Here is a 19261-nt window from a genome sequence, read left to right on the forward strand (position 1 = left end):
CACGGCGGGAGGCAGCATCCATTTGGCAGCATCTCTTCTGTACTTTATCATTTTTATACCCTTAAATGTTTCCTTACGGATATCATACTTCCAATGAAACCGATACCGATACCAAGACCCACACCTACCGGAAGCAGAATGCGGAATACATGGGATACATCCAAAAACTGCAGGAATCCTGACAAAAGATGGAATTTTGTCATAACGAATTCGATCACCTTATTGTAGAGCACATAAAGGATTCCCATAGGAATGGCCGCGCCCACAATACCCAGCAGGATACCTTCGATGACGAACGGTGCCCTTACAAAGAAGTCCGTGGCTCCGATCAGCTTCATGATCCCAATCTCTTCCTGCCGCACGGAAATACCCATGGTGATGGTATTGCTGATCAGGAAGAACGCAACTGCCAGCAGTATAAATACAATGGCCAGGGACACGTATCCGATCAGTTTATTAAATGTGGACAGTGTCTTCTCCGCTGACTGTGACTGGCTGACACTGCGCACACCGTCCAGAGACTGGATATACTCTACAAGCTGGCTCTGTTCCTCAACATTTTTCAGATACACCTGATAGTTCGCTGAGTTGGCAAGAGGATTATCCTGATTTCTGAATCCCTCTGCCAGCGCCTCGTCACCGCCCAGATAGTCATCACGGAACTCTTCCCACGCCTGGTCGGCAGAGATGTATTTTACTTCCGCAACCTCTTCCCGGGCCTGTATCTTCTGGCCGATCTCATCGATCTGCTCCTGTTTTGTTCCCTCGTTAAAATATACAACAACCGCTACGCCTTCCTCCGCTGTGTGGACGATATATCTGAAGTTCATAACCAGTGCAAGAAACAGTCCAAACAGGAATATACATGCGGACATGGTGGCAATAGAAGCAAGGGAGAATCTTAAATTTCTCCAGATGTTCTTCACACCCTGTTTTAATATGTATGCTATTGTACTAATTCTCATACTGATATCCACCTTCTTGTTCGTCGCTTACAATGACGCCTTTCTTCATGGTAATCACTCGCTTCTTGAATGCGTTTACGATTTCCCTGTTGTGTGTAACGACAAGAACGGTTGTACCGCGCTCGTTGATCTCTTCCAGCAGTTTCATGATCTCAAAAGAGTTCTTAGGGTCCAGGTTACCTGTCGGCTCATCCGCAAGCAGGATGCTTGGACGGTTTACCAGTGCCCTTGCCAGGGCAACCCTCTGCTGCTCACCGCCGGATAACTGGTCCGGACGTGATTTGTATTTTTCAGCCAGGCCCACTAAGGTGAGGACCTCAGGCACGCGCTTTTTGATGACACGTGTGGGACGCTCAATGACCCGCTGTGCAAATGCTACATTTTCATAAACATTCCTGTCACGAAGCAGACGGAAATCCTGGAATACAACACCGACTCCCCTGCGGTATTTCGCCACTTTTCTCCGTCTTAACTTGTCCAGGCGCTGTCCGTTTACCGTAATGGTTCCGCTTGTGGGGTCCAGTTCCTTCAACAGCAGCTTTATCAGAGTGGATTTACCTGAACCGCTGTTGCCCACGATAAAAACAAATTCACCCTTCTCTACGTGAAGCGACACATTGTTAAGCGCCGGCTGGCCCTTACTGTATGCTTTACTCACGCCCTTTAAATCAATCATAAATATCCTCCTGTGTTCCTGATGCCCGCTTCCCCGGATATCAGTAATCAAGTGTCTCCATATACTTCATATATTTCACCACCATCAGGGCTATCTTAAATGTTATGGCATCTTCAAACACACGCAGGTCAAGGCCGGTACTCTTCTGGAGCTTATCCAGACGGTATACCAGGGTATTCCTGTGTATGTACAGCTGTCTTGATGTCTCTGAGACATTCAGGCTGTTTTCAAAGAATTTATTGATGGTGGTCAGTGTCTCCTCATCAAAATCATCCGGAGATTTCCCATCGAAAATTTCCCGGATAAACATTTTGCAGAGAGGAATCGGCAGCTGGTAGATCAATCGGCCGATGCCCAGGGAACTGTAAGCGATCACTTCTCTGTCTCCAAAGAAAATCTTACCAACGTCCAGAGCCATGCGGGCCTCCTTGTAGGAGCGCGATACTTCCTTTAACTCCTTCACAATGGTGCCGTACGCAATGTGCGTCCTGCCATCCTTCTCAATCCCCAGTGTGGTCAGAATCATATTTGCAATCTTATCCACCTGCGGATAATTATCCGTGACAGTCAGCTCTTTTACAATGATAATGCTCTTCTCATCCACAGCAGTGACAAAATCCCCTGTTTTGCCGCCCAATAGATTTTTAATATTTTCCAGAGAGCCGTAATCCTTATCCTGGTTGGTTTCCAGAATAAATACAACTCTGCGCACATCCACTTCGATGTGCAGCTTTTTGGCCCGGTTATGGATATCCACTAAAAGCAGATTGTCCAAAAGCAGGTTCTTAATAAAGTTGTCCTTATTAAACCGCTCTTTGTATGCGGTCAGCAGTCCCTGAATCTGGAAAACCACAAGCTTTCCCAGTGTATAGACATCGTCTCCGGCGCTATTGATAACCAGCACATACTCAAGCTGATGGTCATCGTAAATCTTAAAGAACTGATACCCTTTGATCACCTGACTGTCCGCCTGGGAATTTGCAAAAGCTAGGACTTCCTCCTGTGCACAGACGTTCTCAGAAAAAGTAGATGCCATCACTTTCCCTTCCATGTCCGTGATGTAGAAGTCTGTTCTGGATATGCTTTTCAGCCCGTCCAGAGTGTTTTGTAGTACCTGGTTTGATATCATTCTCTTTCCTTCTTTCATTATATAGTATACTTCCTTGTTTCCATCCCATAAAAACAAAAAACCCTACACTATATACTAATACATAATCGAAAAAAAATAAAGAGAAAATGTTAAATATTACATCTTTTTTTCAAAATGTAACATTTTGTTCACATTTTCCCTTTTCTTTTTACGATTCAGACAGAGGAAAAAATCACATTTCCTCGCCGCTGTGGAAACCTTCTCCAATGACCTCACGGGCATCTGTCACGATCACAAATGCCTTGGGATCGGTCCTGGTCACCAGCTCTTTTAACCGCACGATCTGCTTCTTTCCAACCACACAGAAGAGCATGGTCTTCTCCTCACCGGAATACATACCCCTGGCGGAGATCCCGGTCAGCCCTCTCTCCAGCTCCTCCATAAGACTCTTTGCCAGCTCGTCGTGCAGGTCTGTAATGATGAAGGCGATCTTGGCAAACTTCATACCTTCCAGGAACCCGTCCGTCACTTTTGTGGTGACAAAGATAGCGATCACCGCATAGAGCGCCCTCTGCAGCCCAAAGGTAAAGACACCTAAAATGACAATGGCCCCATCCACCACCTGCAGGATCTGGGCAATAGAATAATGGCGCATCTTATGCTGAATCAAGGCGGACACCATATCCGTTCCGCCTGTAGTTCCCTGTCCCATGAAGATAAAGCCAATGCCCACCCCCATGATCACACCGCCGAACAGGGCTGCCAGCAGCATATCGTCCGGTATGATGGGAAGCTCCGGTATGAGAAAGAGCCAGAGCGACAGGGCAAGGGCACCGAAGATGGACTTCTTGGTAAATCCCCATCCCTTGATGCTCACCCCGAGGAAGAACAGCGGAATATTTAAGACCGCATTGGTCAGCCACAGGGGGATTCCGCCGGGCATCAGATTCTCTGTCAGGGATTTGATAATGATGGCCAGACCGGAAAATCCTCCGGTCACCATCTGCATATGGTCGTAAATGGAAGTGATTGAGACGGCCATGACAGCCGTCCCGATCAGTATATACACATATGCCCGCCAATTTCCTTTTTTCTCAGCAAGCATGCTATTCTTCTCCTTTTCCCGTATCCTCATTCTCCTCATTATACTGTGATACCAGTTTTTTGAATGTACTCTTTTCCAGAAGTTTTCCCAGCCAGCCCTTTTTTAATCCTGTTTCCTGCTGAATTTCCTGACGCTCCCCCAGGCAGAACAGGATCTTTGTGTTCATCATTTTCCTATTATCCGCCACAAAGCGCTCAATCCCCATATTCCTGGAGCATGTGAGCACTGCCTGGGGACTGAAAGAATTGATCTCATTGATGACCCTGTCGATCTGGTCAGCATGAGCCTCCTGCAGGCTGTCTTTTCCCACGATCACAATATCCGGATACTTTTCCTCCACAAAATGACAGAAGGCCTCCGTATCCTCCTCTGTCTCGCCGAGGAGAAACACCTGGTTCTTATAATGGGATAAAAACCAGAACAGCGTGGAAAAGAAACCGTGCCTTGAAGCCTCCTCCTCAAGTCTTTTGTCCTCCACCCCTGCCGCTTTTAGAACCTCCGGTTCATCCACCACGGCCTTGTCCAGAATGCTGATATATTTCTTGAGCTTCTCGTCCTCCTGGGCAGCCATCAGCAGTTTCATGTTGATCACTCCATAGGTGGACAGCGCTTCTTTAAACCAGTTCTCATTGACGCACTCCATCACGTCCTCTACATAGCATTTCTCCACGGAAATGCCAAGTACCTCTATTTTTTCATGCATAATATTTCTCCAGTAATCCCGTACCGCACCCTGTTCAGCACCGCACATACGCTTTATCTTCCTACTATAGCAGACAGACAGAGATTTTTCAAGCCGCACATCCAAGGATTCTTTTCTGCTTTGTTCCTACACTTTGTATTTTCAGCCAAAAACGCCCATTCCATGCGTCTCCAAAAAAGAAAATACCGTATTGTAATACACTCCCGGCGCCTTGTCCGGTGCCTGTGCATGTCCGGCGCCCTCCACAATCAGAATTTCCTTTTCACAGTCTGCCGCATCGTACAGCTCATAAGCCATCTCCACCGGCACAAACGCATCTTCCTGCCCATGAATGATCAGAACAGGGCGCGTGCTTTTCTTCACTGCCTCCAGAGCAGAGGCTTTTTTCAGACTGTATCCCCCGCGCATCTGCAGCATCAGGCCTGCCCCGTCCACCAGGGGAAAGCCCGGAAGATGAAACCAGTCCCTGAGCTGTTTTTTGAAAATACTGTATGCATCCGTGTACGCGCTGTCCGATACCACTGCCTTAACACAGTTCGGAAGTTCTTCCCCTGTCATCATCAGGGCACAGGCGCCTCCCATGGACTGTCCGTGAATGACGATCTGTGCATCCGCGTCCTTTTCCAGTATGGTCTGCAGCCACAGCAGATTGTCCTTCCTGTCTGTCCAGCCCATGCCGATAAAGTCGCCTTCACTGTCCCCGCTGCAGCGCATATCCGGCACCAGGACCTGATATCCTCTTCTCGCATACTCATACGCAATCGGGTACATCTCCTCTTTCCATCCTGTATAGCCGTGCAGAAGCAGAACCCAGTTGTGACTCTCACTCTCCTGGTAAAAGGCCATTCCCTTCAGCAGATAACCATCCGCAGTTGTCACAGACAACGCTTCGCTGTCAGCAGTCTCAGCCCACCTGTTTGTCTTCTCCAGACTGGACATTCTGTTCTGCTCAATATCATCTGTCTGGACCAAGGCTTCATAGCTGTCCTCCGTGATATCTTCAAACGCCTGGGTCTGTTCCATCTTCTCCGGGACCAGTGCCAGGTCCACCACGATATTGGATGCCAGTACGAACAGAATGAGGAGTACCACCAGTGCCGCAGCCAGTCTTTTTAACCATTTTTTCTTCCGCATAAATTTACTGTCACCTTGTAGTTTTTTGTCATATTTTATACATTATACCTGCTTTTCTTCCACTGCGCAATAATTGGCAGATAAAAGCCTTTTTGAACATTTACACTGCTGTCCTGCTTTGTTATTATAATACTATATGAAATAGTAAGGGGGGTCTTATATGCCTCAGTCGGAAACACTGAACATGATCATTGAAAATATGGAGTCCGTGATCGTAGGGAAACGAAAGGCCATCGAGCTGGCACTCATCACCCTGCTCTCTGACGGACACCTTCTCCTGGAGGACGTGCCGGGGGTCGGCAAGACAACGCTTGGGAAAGCCCTTGCCCAGTCTATCCAGTGCAGCTTTGCAAGAATCCAGTTTACCCCTGATACCCTTCCCGGGGATGTGATCGGCATGTCCATGTACCAGATGCAGACCGGAGAATTTTCCTACATTCCCGGCGCTGTGATGAATGATATTCTCCTGGCAGATGAGATCAACCGTACCTCACCCAAGACCCAGGCAAGCCTTCTGGAAGCCATGGAGGAACAGCAGGTCACGGTGGACGGCACCACCTATGCCCTTCCCGGGCTTTTCATGGTCATTGCCACCCAGAACCCTGTGGAGCAGCTGGGCACCTATCGTCTGCCGGAGGCACAGCTGGACCGTTTTCTGATGAAGATATCCATGGGATATCCCGAGACACCAGGGGACGAGGCAGACATTGTCCGCCGTATGGTCAACGGGGAACCCCTGAAAAAACTGGGTCCGGTCACCACCAGGGAGGACATCCTGAAGATAAAGGAAGAGATCAAAACCGTGGCTGTGCATGATGATGTGATGGCCTACGCAGTTGAGATCGCCAGAAATACCAGAAAAAGCAGATATTTATCCCTGGGCGCAAGCCCCAGAGCCGCCATTGCCCTGGTGCGCGCCGCCAAAAGCCGCGCCTATCTGGAGGGCCGCATGTACACCACACCGGAAGATATTGCCGCTCTGGCTCCTCCGGTGCTGCTGCACAGGCTTATTTTGTCCTCCGAAGCACGGCTGGAGGGAAAAAAGGAAAAGGAAATGCTGCAGGAAGCCATGCGGGCAGCTCATGTCCCTGTCTTATGAAAAAAGCCGTCTGTCTGCTCTTCCTCATAGGCAGCACTGTGCTGGTCAGCTTTCAGGGCAAGGCGGTTTCTTATCTGCTCTTCTACTTTGCCCTGCTGCTGCCCCTGCTGGCTCTGCTCTACTCCCTGTACGTTTATTTTCGTTTTAAGATCGTACAGAATGTCTCGCACCTTGTAGTGAAAGGGCAGAAAGTCCCCTATCAGCTCATTCTGGGCAATGAAGACTTTCTGCCCTTTACGGATATTACCCTGCACTTTTATACCGATATGGTCAGCATGCAGCATGACAGCGTAGACCGGGAACTGCAGCATCTCTGTCTCCTTCCCCATGCCCAGAAGCAGGTGGAGACAAAAATGTACTGCAGACACAGAGGCACTTACCCCGTCGGCGTGAAAAGCGTCACAGTCACAGACTTTCTGGGGCTTTTTACCATCACATACCCCATGATGTCCCAGGTCCGCCTCACAGCCAAGCCCCGCATCCTTCCGCTGGAACGTCTCAGCCTGGCACTGCAGAAAAAGGACCCCAAAAACACGCTGTTTCCCACTTCACGTCTCCAGAATCTGCCCGATTATGAAGTCCGGCATTACCAAAGCGGAGACCCCAAGAAATATATCCACTGGAAAAATTCTGCCAGGACCGGGGAACTTCTCGTGCGCAGACAGATGCCGGAGGAGCTTTTTGAGACCATCCTCATGCTGGATCTAAGTCCTGTACAGGGAGATACGGAAAAACGGCTGCAGACAGAGGACAATATCCTGGAAGCAGCCCTCTCCTATCTGCAGGACTGTTATCTGAAAAAAATCCCTGTGCGGGTAGTCTATATGGATTCGGAAATCCGGGAGATCCTCATAGATGTATGTACCGGGTTTGAAGCTTTTTATGAAAAATGTGCAGATATCTCCTTTGAATCCGCGCTTCCTCTTGAGAAGGTATGGCGCCGGTACACCAGCCGTCTGGCAGGCACCAGAGCCTATATCCTCATTACCTCCTCCCAGACCCCTGCGCTTACAGAGACCATAGAGGAGAGCCGGCTTCTCGGAAATGAAGTGCTGTGCATCTATGCAGGAGAGTTGAATTTATGAAAAAATACCGGGAATTTATTGGCAAATATTATGAGAGCATCCACGGGGCCTGTCTCTGCACAGGTCTGCTTCTGCTGGCTGACTCTTTCTGGGTGCTGCACTGGCCTGCCCTTCTTTTAAGTGCCGGTGCCGTGCTCTTTTCCCTGCTTCTCCACTATGCGGTCCAGAAAAACATTGTCATTCCCGCAGGCTGTATTCTGCTGATCCTGCATGTGATACTTCTCATTTTCTTTTTCATGACCGGCAGGGATCTGTATACTATCCTTCCCTACATACAGATGGAAGCTGCCTGTATCGGAGGGTCTGTGCTGTGCCTCTTTGCGGTCCGGCATCTGTTCCTGACTTTTCCCATCCTGCTTGCGGAGATCACCTGCCTTTTTTATTACGGGGCAGTGGGGGTTCCCCTGTCCAAATGGAATATCTGCCTGATATTCTTCTGCTGCCTGCTGTTTCTGGCCGAGGCTGCAGGAAAGAAAAGAGGCATCGGAAAACAGGAAGTCTTTTTTCTGTCCCCCCTGTTTCTCGCATGCCTTATTCTCATCTGTCTGCTCCCTGTCAAAAGCACGCCCATCCGCTGGGAAACCGTTCGGAAAGCCGCAGGGGCTGTACAGGAAAAAGCAAACGCACTGCTGGTAAATCTGGATTATCTCTTTTCCGGTGCTTCAAACATATACGCCCTGTCCGAAACGGGATACGGTTCAGAGGGCGCGCTGGGCGGAAGCCTGATCCGGTCAGATAAACCACAGATTTCCGTCACCGGAACCATGACCAAATCCCCTCTTTATCTGGCAGGGACCATCTATGACACCTATGACGGGACCTCCTGGAAACCGGAAGAACCCACCGGGCAGGAGCGGGGAAAAGAATATCAGGAGCAATACAGGACGATCAACGAAGCACTGTCCGTTTCCGGGCTGACGGACACGGAGATTCGTTCCCTGACACATGTGTGCTCCATAGAAATAAAATTTGAAGGCCTCAAAACACAAAGCCTGTTCCACGCCCCCAACACCTGGAAATTCCAGCTTCCTTCCTCTCTGAAGCCGGAGGCTCACGGCGGCAATCTTCTGCTTCCAAAACCCAAAGGCGTCGGCTTTGTCTACGGCCTGCAGTATGTGGAGCTTAACTATAAAAGTGAGAATTTCCAAAAACTTCTGGCTGTACGTGGTGATTTTGACAGAGACAATACCCGCCGCTCCCGCATTTTTGAGGACTGCACTTTACTGCCGGAGGATCTTCCCCCCAGGGTATATGAACTTGCCGATGAGATCACCCGGGACTGTGAGACGCCCTATGAGGAGCTGGAGGCGATTCGTACCTATCTGCTGGGTTACAGCTATTCCACCACAACTGAGGTTTTGGAGGAAGGACGTGATTTTGCTGACTGTTTCCTTTTTGACACCAAATCCGGATACTGTACCTCCTTTGCCACTGCCATGGCGGTGCTGGGGCGCTGCCGGGGCATCCCCACCCGCTATGTGGAGGGATTTGCCACAGATCAGACATGCAGCGTGGAGGATACGGAAATCCATCTGGGCGGTTCCAGTGCGCACGCATGGGCGGAAGCCTATCTGGAACCTGTGGGCTGGATTCCCTTTGACTCCACCCCCGGATACTCTGCAAACACGGCATCCCCCTGGGAGGATGAAACCTCCAAAGATTCTTCTCTCCCCGCACCTGCAGGCCCCGAAAACAGCAGTCCCCATATGGAGACAGAGGATAACGGAAACACTGCCTCTGTCCGGGATACCGAGACAGAAGAGCCTTTTTATAAAAGCTTTCTGCTGATACTGCTGAAGCTTCTTCCTCTCCTCCTCCTTCTTACGGCTGCCTGCATTCTGGCCGGCGCTGTGCTCCTGTTCCGGAAATTCATGCAGCGAAGAGCCTATGCTGCCATGGACAGCTACGGGAAAATGCTCTTCCTCATGGATAAACTCTTCCTGCTCGGCCGGCTGTCAGGTATCCCCTTTGAGGACGGGGAAACTCTGCTTCAATACGAAGAAAAGGCTGCCGGCACACTGGATGTGCCCGGAACAGCCTTAACTGAAATCTTCCGTATGTTCCGGGAAATCCGCTACGGCGGCAGGGAATCCGGTCCGGAAACCATACAATATTTAAACAACTATATCCACGCCCTGGAGATTCAGTATCTCCAAGGCTGCTCCCGCACAAAACGCCTGCTGTACCGCCTTAAGTAAACGGCGGTCTGTCCGGCGTCAGCGGATTGCGATTCGGCCCTCCCTGATATTTCTGACAAATACAGGAACCAGTTTTGGGTCAAACTGCCTGCCCGCATCCTCTTCCAGATTGTGAAGGGCTTCCTCCACCTCTATGCTGGGCTTGTAGCTGCGGGCAGTTACCATGGCATCAAAGGAATCCGCCACACACAGGATTCTGGCCATCAGCGGGATTTCCTCCCCCCGGATGCCTCTGGGATATCCTTTTCCGTCATATCTCTCATGATGGCCGATCACGGCCGGGATCACATAGTCCAGGGAGGGAAGATGCCGGATAATGCCGATGGACAGCTCCACATGGGATTTCACGATCTCATATTCCTCGTCTGTGAGCTTTCCCGGCTTGTTCAGAATGTTCTCCTCAATCCCGATCTTACCGATATCGTGGAGAAGCCCCGCCTCATATATGATCTTCAGCCCCTCCTCATTCATACCGTACGCTCTTGCCAGCTCCCTTGCATAGTAAGCCACATTCTCCGAATGGCTGAAGGTATAGTGGTCTTTCGCGTCAATGGCTGCCGTCAGCGCATAAATAGTAGGCGCATAATCGGAATACACCCCCGGCTGGTAGGACAGCTCAGAAGGGCGTTCCCCGCCATTTCCTTCCTTGTAGATGACCGTCCTGTTTTTCCCGGCTTTCTTGGCATAGTAGACAGCCGTATCCGCATGTTCGATCAGTTCATGAAAATCATGGATGGGGCAGACACCCAGGGCGATACCGCAGCTTACGGTCAGCACCTTCATGGCATTTTCCCCGGACGCTTTATTCATCTCACGCACCAGATCCGATATACGACCCGCCAGTGCCTCCGCTTCACTCTCCGTGACCCCCGGAAGAAGGATTGTAAAGACCTTGCCGGAATATCTGGCTACAATTCCCTTCTCACCCACCTCTCCCCGGATCATCTCAGCGATCCGCTTCAGTGCACCGTCACCTGCTTCTGTGCCGTAGAGCTGATTATACAGCTTGAAATCATCCACGTCGATCATCACAAGGGAACCAAAATCATAAGCCTCACTGTCACAGCACTGTTCCAGCACTTCATAGAAATACCTGCGGTTGGCTACACCGGTCAGATAATCTCTCCTGGCCTCCTCACAGGCCTTCTCATACAGCCTGGAGTTCTGTATGGCAATAAAGGCCACAGAACTGAGAGATTCAAAGAAGCTCAGATCCCCGGGTGTATATCTCTCCCCGTTCTTCTTTCCGGCCAGAAAGATAAGTCCCTGATACTGCTCATCGTCCCTGATCCCGGCTATGCACTCAATCTTATATTTTGGCAGTTGTATGCGCATATCGGCAATGAATTTCTTATATACCGGCACGCTTTTGTATTCCCTCGTAAAAATACACCCGCCGGATTCCCTCAGCAGGTCAAAAACCTTCTCGTCCTTTGATATGACACAGGACAGTCCCTCTGTCTTCCCGCTTCCCAGAGTCAGTCTATAGTCCCCGCTCTCATCCTTGAGAAAAATAAGGACAGCCTCAGCCGGAACTGCTTCCTCTATGGTCTGCATCATCTGTTCCAGAATTCCATCCACATTCGTCAGGTAGGAAACCCCGCTGCTGAATTCTCCGATACTTCTGGACTGCATGATCTCATCTTTTTCAAATACCGTATCAAGGGCTGCCTTGATGATCAGATAGATCACCACTGCGGCAAGCACCATGCTGAAGGAAACCGCCATGGTAAGCTGTGTCTCCTCAAAACCGAAATGCTTTTCCAGAAGGGCGTTATAGTCAGGGATAAAACTGTAAAACAGCAGCATGGAGATCAAAAATGCCGCCACATAGCAGTTGGCCTTTGAAACCAGAAGATTCAGACGGAACAGACGCTTCCGGTACAATGCGTAATATACACACACAGACATGACAATACCGGAACAGATATCAATGGGAAATCCGCTGAAGGCCGGAAATGCGATGCATATCTGTCCCAATGCCAGGGCACCGATGCCATACCACACAGGCCTGAGGCTTTTTCCCGCAAATTTATTTTCCCTGCGGTTCTCATAGACCATACGCCCGCAGGCAGACAGGGCGCCGCCCTCCACCAGAAACGGTATCACTGCCTGCCAGTGCATATGATAAACATAGGCATTGCCGCCGTTCTCCAATCGGAGGACCTGGGGTGCCTGCACAAAGATCTCGTATTTGTAATTCACCAGCAGCATAAGGACAATGGCTGCAGTCCAGAAATAAATACGGTATGTCTTCTCAACACACAGAAATTTCTGCAGAAAATGAAAAAATATAAGCGGAATCATAAAAAGCCCGGTGAGTGACACATGAAACCAGAACCCCACAGAGGGCCAATAGGCAAGTCTCATAAAGAGGGAACCGCTGGCCCATATGACCATGGTCAGCAGAAGTTCCATAAAAGCATAGATCGCCGCATCCTTTTTTGCCGCCAAAAAGGATACCAGCAAAAATATATAACAGATCAGTGCAATAATAGGCACAATTGTAAAGCTGCTCATCTTTCGTTATTTCCTGTCATTTTATTTACCTTTTTACAGATAGTACCTTTTTATAATAGTACAGATTTCCCTGTTGTTCAAGTTTTTACGGTAATCCATTCCTGTATGGGAGGAAGCTCCGGATCACACGCCGTTTTGGGGGCAGATATCCTGCAGGCAGCACTTGCCGCATCGGGGCTTTGTCCTGGCTGTGCACACATCCCTGCCATGAAATACCAGTCTGTGGCAGAAATCACTGCCCTCTTTTGGAGGAATCAGTTTCCACAGAGCCATCTCCACCTTTTTCGGTTCTTTTATACCGTCCACCAGACCTATGCGGTTGACCAGGCGGATGCAGTGCGTATCTGTCACAATGGCAGGTTCCCCGAACACGTCTCCCATGATCAGGTTGGCGCTTTTTCTTCCCACGCCAGGAAGCTTCAGTAAGGCGTTAAAATCATCGGGTACTCTGCCGCCATACGCATCCCGCAGGATTTTCATACAGGCGCTGATATCCCTGGCCTTGCTCTTTCCAAGGCCGCATGGCCTGACGATCCGTTCTATATCCTCCACATCCGCGTCAGCCAAAGCGCTCACATCCGGATACTTTTCATACAGATCCTGTACCACAACATTGACTCTGGCATCCGTACACTGGGCCGCCAGCCGGACGCTTACAAGCAGCTTCCAGGCCTGGTCATAATCCAGGGTACAGCCCACATCCGGATATTCTTTTTTCAATCTGTCCACCACTTCCAGGGCCAGTTCTTCTTTTGTCATAATCTATTTCCTTTCGCAATTCTCTATTCAAAGGGAATCTTTATTTGACGCTGCCGCTTTCTGCAGGACCTGATACAGATATTCCGCATCCACCGGTTTTGTCACAAAACCATCCATGCCTGCCGCTGCCGCCGCATCCACATCCTCCTTAAAGGAGTTGGCTGTCATGGCGATAATGGGAATGGACACTGCATCCTCCCTTCCCAGTTTTCTTATGGCACGGGCCGCCTCAAGCCCGTTCATAACCGGCATTTGGATATCCATGAGAACTGCCCGAATCTCTTTTGGCCTGCTTTTTTCAAACATTTCCACTGCCTCTTTTCCGTTTCTGGCGCGCTGTATAACGGCGCCCTGCATCTTCAGCAGTTCCTGGGCTATCTCCGCATTCAGGTCATTGTCCTCAGCCAGAAGAATGTGATAATCCAAAAGGCACGGACCTTCTCTTTCCTCAGAGGTTTCTTCCTGTATATCCTCCGCATTTTCCACAGGCATTTCTATGGTAAAATAAAACTCACTGCCCTGTCCCGGCTCGCTTTTCAGCTTCAGTTCTCCCCCCATAAGCTTTACAATAGTCCTGCTGATAGCAAGCCCCAGCCCGGTTCCCTGACTCTTGGCAGAACTGGTCCCCGCCTGTTCAAAGGCCTCAAAAATGCGCTGCTGGTTCTCCTTTGATATCCCTGTTCCGTTATCAGCCACACGGAACTCATATACTGCCTTTCCATCCCTGTTTCCGGTCTGCTCTGCGTAGAGCTGTACAAGACCTCCGGCCGGAGTAAATTTAAAGGCATTGGAGATCAGATTCATGAGTACCTGCTTCAAACGCACGGCATCCCCTGCCAGGATATCGTCTTTGATCTTTTTGTGTATCTCAAATTCCAGATCGTATTTGCGGGCCTCTGATGCCATGATATTCTGTACTTCATCCACAAGCCGCACAGCAGAAAACGGTTCGGAAGTAATTGTCATCATTCCGCTGTCAATTCTGCTCATATCCAGTATATCACTGATCAGCCTCAGCAGATAATGGGAGGATTCCCTTATCTTTATCAGATTGCTGCTCACATCCTCCGGAACATCCTTCAGCATACAGGTCAGGTCACTCAGTCCCACAATAGCATTCATAGGCGTACGGATCTCATGGCTCATTCTGGAGAGAAATTCACCTTTTGCCTTGTTTTCCGCCTCCGCCTTCTCCAGGCTGGCCTGCATCTTTGCAGAGCGCACACGGGAACGGGCGGCCATAAGGACAAGAAATACGACCAGCAGAAATACACCCGCGATCACAGTGATAAACAGGATCGGATTGGCATACAGCAGATCCACTACGGTCAGTGAACTCATCCCCACAGATATCATATTCTGATTCACCAGGGTATCCTTCTCCTCACTGCTCATACTGTTGATGGCCTTATTCATGACTGTCAGCAGATCAGTCTCTGCAGGGCTCTTCATGGCAAACACGATATCATTTGCATTGTTGACCAGGGTGTTCGGCACCACCTTCGTATAATGATGCCTCTGGATCTCCTCCTCCATGTTGGCTGACAGGCCATAGAAAAAATCTGCCTCCCCGCGGTTTACAGCGGACAGAGCATCCGCCGCGTTGGGGTAATAAAGCACCTCTTCCGTCTTTATACCTGCGGGCATCTGCAGCCCCTCCACCACGGCGCCCACCAGTCCCTCAGAGGGAAAGCTGACGGATTTGTTCCTGGCTATAATATCATTCAGGGTACCGTAGGTCTGCGTCAGGGCCAGATTCATCTCTGCCCCCTGCTCCTCGTTTCCCAAAAAAGCCCCCATCATGTCGGCTTTTCCCTCCTGTACCAGCTTCAGGGCATCCGCATAGGACTCGGCATATACATAGGTAAATTCTAGACCGGTAAACTTCTTAACCTCCTCAAGTACATCCGGGATCAGACCGTTGTGCAGTCCCTCCGCATATTCAATGCAGAAAAGAGGATGCCAGTTCTCCACTACCGCGATGGAGACCGTTTTCTTCTGCTCAATATAGGCTCTCTCCTCATCATTGATATATATACTGGCTGTACCGCTGTCAGGAAAGTTTGCCTGGTAACACTCCTCCGCAAAATTCGGATTGGAGTCCGCTATTTTTTCCAGCGCCATATTCAATCCTTCCAGCACATCCTGATTGTCCGGTGTGGTCACAATGTAATGGGGCTGGGAGTCAAACGTGGCGACCGGACGGAAAACCTCCGTATCATCCGCAATATTGCCCAGCAGCATATCAATCTCCCCGCTCTCCAGATAGGGATACAGATTTCCGTTAAAGAGCTGGTCCTTGTTATAATATTTGATGGTACAGTCAATGGCATTGCTCTCTATGAACTGTTTCAGCCTGCGGATATTTTCCCTGGCATTTTCATATACGCCGATGGTCTTGCCGTTCATGCTCTTCCAGTCATATGTTCTGATGCTGCTGTCATTCCTGCGTGCCAGGATCAGAGACTTACCGTAACCGGCATTATAATCCGGATAGGAAAAGTACTCCTCCATCCCTTCCAGATAGTAGGTGCCCCCCATCAGATCATATTCACCGGCCATGAAATTATCTATCATTTCTTCGCCGGTCACATTGATATATTCATATTTCCATCCGGTATATTTTGCAATTTCATTCAGATAGTCTACCACAATTCCGTGGCGTGTTCCGTCCGTATCTGTCTCGGTGAACCCATCCACCTCCGGAAATGCCACCTTCAGAACCCTCTTCTCCGTATCTTCCCCCGCCCAAACCGTATCGCATGGCAGAAGAAACACCAAAAATAACAGAGCCAGCATTACCGGCACACTGACGCCTTTACCCGGCACCTGTGATCTTTCTCTCATATCAGAAACTCCTTTTAACCCGGCAGACTTTATCTGAAAAGTATTTCCGCCTTTTTCATTTTTTCCGTAATGACTACGCCAAAGGGACAGTTATCTTCACAGTTTTTACATTCCACGCAGTCCCCGCCGTTTGCGGACAGCCCGTCATAGTGGGCTTTTAAAGATGCCGGTACCTCAGGCTGCATCACTGCCAGGTCATACAGTTTATTGACCATTGCAATGTCGATCCCTGAGGGACATGGCGCACAATGTCCGCAGTAGGTACACTGCCCGTAATAGGCATGGGCCGGGGCATTGGCGAGAACTGTGGCATAGTCTTTCTCCTCCTCGGAGGCAGTTTCATAGGCCACAGCCTGATCCACATGTTCCGGTGTGTCATATCCTGCCAGCACACTGGCAACTGCAGGACGCGTCAGGGCATAGTGCAGACACTGTACCGGCGTCAGCGCAGTTTTGAATGGGGAAGTCTCAGCAGAAAACAACCGTCCCCCGGCATATCCCTTCATAACCGTGATCCCCACACCGTTTTTCTCACAGATTTTGTACAGCTCTGCCCGTTCAGGCGCAATACCTCCCAGCTCTTCCTCATAGTCTTCCTTAAAATATTCCGTTATATCCTCACTGGCAGGAAGCATGTCAAAGGCAGGATTAATGCTGAACAGAATCATCTCGATCCTTCCGCTCTCAGCTGCCATCTTTGCAACCGCAGGATTGTGGGTGCTCATTCCGATGTGCCGGATCGTTCCCTTCTCCTTCAATTCCCCGGCATACGCATAGAATTCCCCCTCCATGATGCGGTGGAATTCCTCCTCCTCATCCACAAAATGAATCATGCCCAAATCTATGTAATCCGTTCCCAGACGCTTCAGCAGATCATCAAAGGCGGCGGCGGCCTGTTCTATGTCACGTGTTTTTACATACTGTTCGCCCTGCCAGGTGGACCCCAGATGTCCCTGGATGATCCAACGCTCTCTTCTGCCTTTGATGGCTGCCCCGATATTTGACCTTACATTCGGCTCTGACATCCAGCAGTCCAGAATATTGATTCCCGCTTCCTCACAGTGTAAAATCACCTCACTAACCTCCCGGGCGCTGTGGCGCTCCAGCCACTCTGCCCCCAGTCCGATCTCGCTGACCTTCAGCCCTGTCTTTCCAAGCGCTCTGTATCTCATCTTTTCTACACCTTTCCATATCTGTCGGAACCTTATATGTTCCTGTGATATTGTTCTTTATTTATTTTCTTGCATTCATACATTCTGGCATCTGCCATGGTGACAATCTCTTTTAGGCCAAGGCTGTTTTTCTTCCCCTCTATCTCCACCACACCGTAGCTGAAGCTCACCGGATATGGTCTGGTATTCGTCTTGACAAAATCCTTAAGCAGATCAGCCAGCCTTTTTTCCGCCGCCCTTTTCTCGCCTTCTGACATGACGATACAGAACTCATCCCCACCGATCCGTACAAAGACATCCATACTTCTGAAAGATTTCTGGACTGCTTCCACAAAACTGTGGATATAGGCGTCCCCCTCGCTGTGGCCAAATCTGTCATTGACATATTTCAGTCCGTCCAAATCCATATAGCACAGGACAATATCCCGCTTTTCCTCCAGCACCTTTTCCATATATTCCACAAAAAACAGCCGGTTCTGTATTCCCGTTCCCGGATCACAGTAGGCCTTGCTCGTCAGCTTGTCGGCTGCCTTCTTGTCATCCGTGATATCCACCACAATGTGGGCATAGGCATTTCTTCCCTGCCACTCTATGAGAAATGTAGTGATGCGGTAGAAACCCTGCTCCTCATCTCCCATCTCCCAGACCTTGTACTGACCGCTTTCCTGCCAGTTCAGGATCTTATTTCTGAAGGACAGCCTGTGCTGGCAGATATGGCAGAATTCCGGATCTATCTTCTTTTCATCTTTTCTCTTATTGCAGTATACAATATCCCTGCTGTTTGCGTCCACCACCAGTATCCACTCATTCCTTTTTGTGGTCAGTTCCACCAGCAGTTCATTGTACCCCTCTATGACTTCCGCGCGCTTCTGCACTCTGGCAGTCTCTTCCTTCAACAGCGCCTCCCGTTCCTTCAGCTGGGCAGTCATGGTATTGAAGGCTTCTGAGAACTCTCCCAGGTAGGAGACATGCTGGGAATAATCACCCGCCGCCACCTCCTTTGCCTGCCATGTCAGATGGTTAAGATTGGCATGCAGATTCTTCAGATTGGCACACAGAAAATTATCCCTGGCCGGGAATTCCCCTGACAGGTTTCCCTGGGACAGGTCTTTTGTATATGCCTGCATCTCCTCCACGGCCTTCTGCAGATACTGAAGCCCAAGTCCCAGTTTTCGGTACGGGGCATCCAGCTCCTCCACATGCAGAGGCCGAATGGGTGAATCGTAAAGTATGCTTTTCAAATATTCAAAAAGCATTTCACAGTTATCCTTTTCCATGCCCGCACCTCATCATTCTTTTGGACCGGCACTGAACCTGCACACTCTGTCCCCGGTAGCCCAGCAGTCAATCTCCACAGCCGAATACTCTTTTCCCATATAGGCAGACAGGATTCCTGAGATAAATCCCTCATCATAATTGCACACGGTCTCCCCCAGAAGCGGCAGCCCGGAGCAATCCGCGTCCTCTGAGACTGTGAGCACGATCTTTCCTGTCTCCTTGTCCAGCTTCTCCACACGAAGCACCCCTATTTTCAATTCCTCCATGCGTCTTTGAAGCCCTGCTATAAACTCATTCAAAGACAGAGAAGTGTCCAGCATATTTTCTGCAAAATACACCCCGGCACGGTACCCTGCTTTTCTGAATATCTGTATCTGCTCCTCCCTGCCAAGCTGCTCCATCAGCTGCTCGCGGAGTGAAAATTCCATCAGCCGGTATACAGCCAGCGGTATGTCATCGCCCAGATTCCCCCGGCCCTGTACATTAAAGTTCATATAATCGGATAACTCCGGTTTTTTACTGTTTTTCAGAAAAATATTATCTCCCATTTTCCATCCTCTTCCGGTATCAGTCATTATTCCTTTTATTATAACACAAAATAATGCAGTCATCCCATAATTCCGAAAAATC

Annotated in this window: 15 protein-coding genes; 3 read left to right on the forward strand and 12 right to left on the reverse strand. The window is 49.7% G+C overall.

Annotated elements, in window-relative coordinates:
• Positions 1-53 precede the first annotated feature (53 nt).
• From ftsX to LC508_RS13925, 6 genes are all read right to left on the reverse strand, one after another.
• Positions 54-965: a permease-like cell division protein FtsX gene (gene ftsX / locus LC508_RS13900; RefSeq protein ID WP_033142317.1), complete on the reverse strand. Its 912-nt coding sequence runs from the start codon at positions 963-965 to the stop codon at positions 54-56.
• A complete protein-coding gene (gene ftsE, locus LC508_RS13905; protein ID WP_033142316.1) occupies positions 955-1641 on the reverse strand; it encodes a cell division ATP-binding protein FtsE in 687 nt (228 codons plus the stop codon). The genes ftsX and ftsE overlap by 11 nt, the downstream gene beginning before the upstream one ends.
• A gap of 40 nt (positions 1642-1681) precedes the next feature.
• Positions 1682-2770 (reverse strand): PucR family transcriptional regulator, encoded by a 1089-nt coding sequence (locus tag LC508_RS13910; RefSeq protein ID WP_103732495.1) that lies wholly within the window; start codon positions 2768-2770, stop codon positions 1682-1684.
• A gap of 193 nt (positions 2771-2963) precedes the next feature.
• Positions 2964-3836, reverse strand: a complete 873-nt coding sequence (locus LC508_RS13915) for a YitT family protein (RefSeq protein WP_103731770.1) — start codon at positions 3834-3836, stop codon at positions 2964-2966.
• A 1-nt stretch (position 3837) separates the two neighbouring features.
• Complete coding sequence (locus LC508_RS13920; RefSeq protein WP_033142388.1) at positions 3838-4539, reverse strand: WecB/TagA/CpsF family glycosyltransferase; 702 nt, start codon at positions 4537-4539, stop codon at positions 3838-3840.
• 141 nt (positions 4540-4680) lie between these two features.
• Positions 4681-5673, reverse strand: a complete 993-nt coding sequence (locus LC508_RS13925; protein WP_103731769.1) for an alpha/beta hydrolase — start codon at positions 5671-5673, stop codon at positions 4681-4683.
• A gap of 160 nt (positions 5674-5833) precedes the next feature.
• Here LC508_RS13925 and LC508_RS13930 point away from each other — a divergent pair, with 160 nt between their 5' ends.
• From LC508_RS13930 to LC508_RS13940, 3 genes are read left to right on the forward strand one after another with little or no spacing between them, the layout of a single operon-like run.
• A complete protein-coding gene (locus tag LC508_RS13930; RefSeq protein ID WP_054351909.1) occupies positions 5834-6772 on the forward strand; it encodes an AAA family ATPase in 939 nt (312 codons plus the stop codon).
• Complete coding sequence (locus LC508_RS13935; protein WP_103731768.1) at positions 6769-7857, forward strand: DUF58 domain-containing protein; 1089 nt, start codon at positions 6769-6771, stop codon at positions 7855-7857. Before LC508_RS13930 ends, LC508_RS13935 begins: the two co-directional genes overlap by 4 nt.
• Positions 7854-10055 (forward strand): DUF4129 domain-containing transglutaminase family protein, encoded by a 2202-nt coding sequence (locus LC508_RS13940; RefSeq protein ID WP_103731767.1) that lies wholly within the window; start codon positions 7854-7856, stop codon positions 10053-10055. The genes LC508_RS13935 and LC508_RS13940 overlap by 4 nt, the downstream gene beginning before the upstream one ends.
• Before the next feature lie 18 nt (positions 10056-10073).
• Here LC508_RS13940 and LC508_RS13945 read toward each other — a convergent pair whose 3' ends face one another.
• From LC508_RS13945 to LC508_RS13970, 6 genes are all read right to left on the reverse strand, one after another.
• Positions 10074-12575 (reverse strand): HD domain-containing phosphohydrolase, encoded by a 2502-nt coding sequence (locus tag LC508_RS13945; RefSeq protein ID WP_033142311.1) that lies wholly within the window; start codon positions 12573-12575, stop codon positions 10074-10076.
• 123 nt (positions 12576-12698) lie between these two features.
• Positions 12699-13334, reverse strand: coding sequence for an endonuclease III domain-containing protein (locus LC508_RS13950; RefSeq protein WP_033142310.1), 636 nt, complete (start codon positions 13332-13334; stop codon positions 12699-12701).
• 27 nt (positions 13335-13361) lie between these two features.
• Positions 13362-16181, reverse strand: coding sequence for an ATP-binding protein (locus LC508_RS13955; RefSeq protein ID WP_103731766.1), 2820 nt, complete (start codon positions 16179-16181; stop codon positions 13362-13364).
• A 29-nt stretch (positions 16182-16210) separates the two neighbouring features.
• Positions 16211-17353, reverse strand: coding sequence for an aldo/keto reductase (locus LC508_RS13960; RefSeq protein ID WP_103731765.1), 1143 nt, complete (start codon positions 17351-17353; stop codon positions 16211-16213).
• 32 nt (positions 17354-17385) lie between these two features.
• Entirely contained in the window at positions 17386-18630 is a 1245-nt protein-coding gene (locus LC508_RS13965) for a GGDEF domain-containing protein (protein WP_103731764.1), read from the reverse strand.
• A gap of 12 nt (positions 18631-18642) precedes the next feature.
• Positions 18643-19179 (reverse strand): V4R domain-containing protein, encoded by a 537-nt coding sequence (locus LC508_RS13970; protein ID WP_118593779.1) that lies wholly within the window; start codon positions 19177-19179, stop codon positions 18643-18645.
• Positions 19180-19261 lie beyond the last annotated feature (82 nt).

It is taken from the genome of Blautia parvula (assembly GCF_020215665.1).
In the GTDB taxonomy this organism is placed as follows: Bacteria; Bacillota; Clostridia; order Lachnospirales; family Lachnospiraceae; genus Blautia; species Blautia celeris.

Bases quoted from the DNA above. Each gene is read 5' to 3' on its own strand.
- ftsX (WP_033142317.1), bottom strand. From the start codon at position 965: ATGAGAATTAGTACAATAGCATACATATTAAAACAGGGTGTGAAGAAC.
- ftsE (WP_033142316.1), bottom strand. From the start codon at position 1,641: ATGATTGATTTAAAGGGCGTGAGTAAAGCATACAGTAAGGGCCAGCCG.
- LC508_RS13910 (WP_103732495.1), bottom strand. From the start codon at position 2,770: ATGATATCAAACCAGGTACTACAAAACACTCTGGACGGGCTGAAAAGC.
- LC508_RS13915 (WP_103731770.1), bottom strand. From the start codon at position 3,836: ATGCTTGCTGAGAAAAAAGGAAATTGGCGGGCATATGTGTATATACTG.
- LC508_RS13920 (WP_033142388.1), bottom strand. From the start codon at position 4,539: ATGCATGAAAAAATAGAGGTACTTGGCATTTCCGTGGAGAAATGCTAT.
- LC508_RS13925 (WP_103731769.1), bottom strand. From the start codon at position 5,673: ATGCGGAAGAAAAAATGGTTAAAAAGACTGGCTGCGGCACTGGTGGTA.
- LC508_RS13930 (WP_054351909.1), top strand. From the start codon at position 5,834: ATGCCTCAGTCGGAAACACTGAACATGATCATTGAAAATATGGAGTCC.
- LC508_RS13935 (WP_103731768.1), top strand. From the start codon at position 6,769: ATGAAAAAAGCCGTCTGTCTGCTCTTCCTCATAGGCAGCACTGTGCTG.
- LC508_RS13940 (WP_103731767.1), top strand. From the start codon at position 7,854: ATGAAAAAATACCGGGAATTTATTGGCAAATATTATGAGAGCATCCAC.
- LC508_RS13945 (WP_033142311.1), bottom strand. From the start codon at position 12,575: ATGAGCAGCTTTACAATTGTGCCTATTATTGCACTGATCTGTTATATA.
- LC508_RS13950 (WP_033142310.1), bottom strand. From the start codon at position 13,334: ATGACAAAAGAAGAACTGGCCCTGGAAGTGGTGGACAGATTGAAAAAA.
- LC508_RS13955 (WP_103731766.1), bottom strand. From the start codon at position 16,181: ATGAGAGAAAGATCACAGGTGCCGGGTAAAGGCGTCAGTGTGCCGGTA.
- LC508_RS13960 (WP_103731765.1), bottom strand. From the start codon at position 17,353: ATGAGATACAGAGCGCTTGGAAAGACAGGGCTGAAGGTCAGCGAGATC.
- LC508_RS13965 (WP_103731764.1), bottom strand. From the start codon at position 18,630: ATGGAAAAGGATAACTGTGAAATGCTTTTTGAATATTTGAAAAGCATA.
- LC508_RS13970 (WP_118593779.1), bottom strand. From the start codon at position 19,179: ATGGGAGATAATATTTTTCTGAAAAACAGTAAAAAACCGGAGTTATCC.